A 416-nucleotide genomic window follows, 5' to 3' on the forward strand; every position below is an offset into this window, starting at 1 on the left:
GTGATGGATCAGGTGCACGGCAGCGTCGTGACCTACGACGGACAAAACGACTTCTATACGGCGCGCGCAGGCAAGGACGTTGCCGGGCCAGGCAACCCGACCGGCCGCGTGCGCGCGATGCTTTCGCCGCGCAACGGCGCACCGGCGCCTTTGACCGGCGGCCCTGCCAAGCTCGCGCCCGCGTCGACGATTCAAGGAACCGGAACGCAGTGAATACGTTATCCACCACGGCGATCGTAAACGAAGCGGGCGCGAGCGAGCCGGCCCGCGCATCGAGCTCGCTCGTCGTGCGCAATCTTAAGAAGCGCTACGGCTCGCGTACCGTCGTCAAGGACGTCTCGCTCGACGTCAAAAGCGGTGAAGTGGTGGGCTTGCTCGGCCCGAACGGCGCCGGCAAGACCACGTCGTTCTATATG

Annotated in this window: 2 protein-coding genes; both read left to right on the plus strand. The window is 65.4% G+C overall.

Going from position 1 to position 416, the window contains the following annotated elements; translation table 11 throughout:
• The coding region (locus tag BTA35_RS17120; RefSeq protein WP_202931320.1) for a hypothetical protein at nucleotides 1-213 on the plus strand (213 nt) is incomplete at its 5' end.
• A 20-nt stretch (nucleotides 214-233) separates the two neighbouring features.
• A partial coding sequence (locus tag BTA35_RS17125) for an ATP-binding cassette domain-containing protein (RefSeq protein ID WP_139363740.1) occupies nucleotides 234-416 on the plus strand: 183 nt, incomplete at its 3' end.

Origin of the sequence: Oceanospirillum linum (assembly GCF_001995095.2) — a bacterium.
Classification (GTDB): domain Bacteria; phylum Pseudomonadota; class Gammaproteobacteria; order Pseudomonadales; family Halomonadaceae; genus Oceanospirillum; species Oceanospirillum linum.